This window comes from Aquitalea sp. ASV11, assembly GCF_016429185.1.
Lineage (GTDB): Bacteria > Pseudomonadota > Gammaproteobacteria > Burkholderiales > Chromobacteriaceae > Aquitalea > Aquitalea pelogenes.
The window spans coordinates 1-302 of the sequence record NZ_JAELUD010000241.1 but is presented as its reverse complement, the minus strand read 5'-3'; the positions used below and the strand labels follow the sequence as shown (position 1 = coordinate 302).

The window sequence follows — 302 nt, the reverse complement described above, 5'->3', positions numbered from 1 at the left end:
GCGCGGGGCAGGAAGTATTGCAAACCGGCAAGCGCCATGTCGGCATCACCGCGCTGGAGCCGGTTGGTCATTACGCGCTGAAGATCACCTTTGATGACGGCCACGACAGCGGCCTCTATAGCTGGTCCTGTCTCTTATACACATCTCCGAGCCCACGAGACGAACGCAATAATCGCGTATGCCGTCTTCTGCTTGAAAAGTGGGGGGGGGGGGGGGGGGGGGGGGGGGGGGGGGGGGGGGGGGGGGGGGGGGGGGGGGGGGGGGGGGGGGGGGGGGGGGGGGGGGGGGGGGGGGGGGGGGGG

1 protein-coding gene and 1 pseudogene are annotated in these 302 nt (G+C 71.2%); one reads left to right on the top strand and one right to left on the bottom strand.

Translation table 11 applies throughout. From position 1 onward, the window contains the following. A pseudogene (locus JHD62_RS22795) lies at positions 1 to 134 on the top strand (gamma-butyrobetaine hydroxylase-like domain-containing protein); the annotation flags it as partial. On the opposite strand, the gene JHD62_RS22790 reads toward JHD62_RS22795, so the two are convergent. Further along, positions 116 to 302: hypothetical protein (locus tag JHD62_RS22790; RefSeq protein ID WP_233161168.1), on the bottom strand; the 187-nt coding region annotated here is incomplete at its 5' end. The pseudogene JHD62_RS22795 and the gene JHD62_RS22790 sit on opposite strands and share 19 nt — an antisense overlap.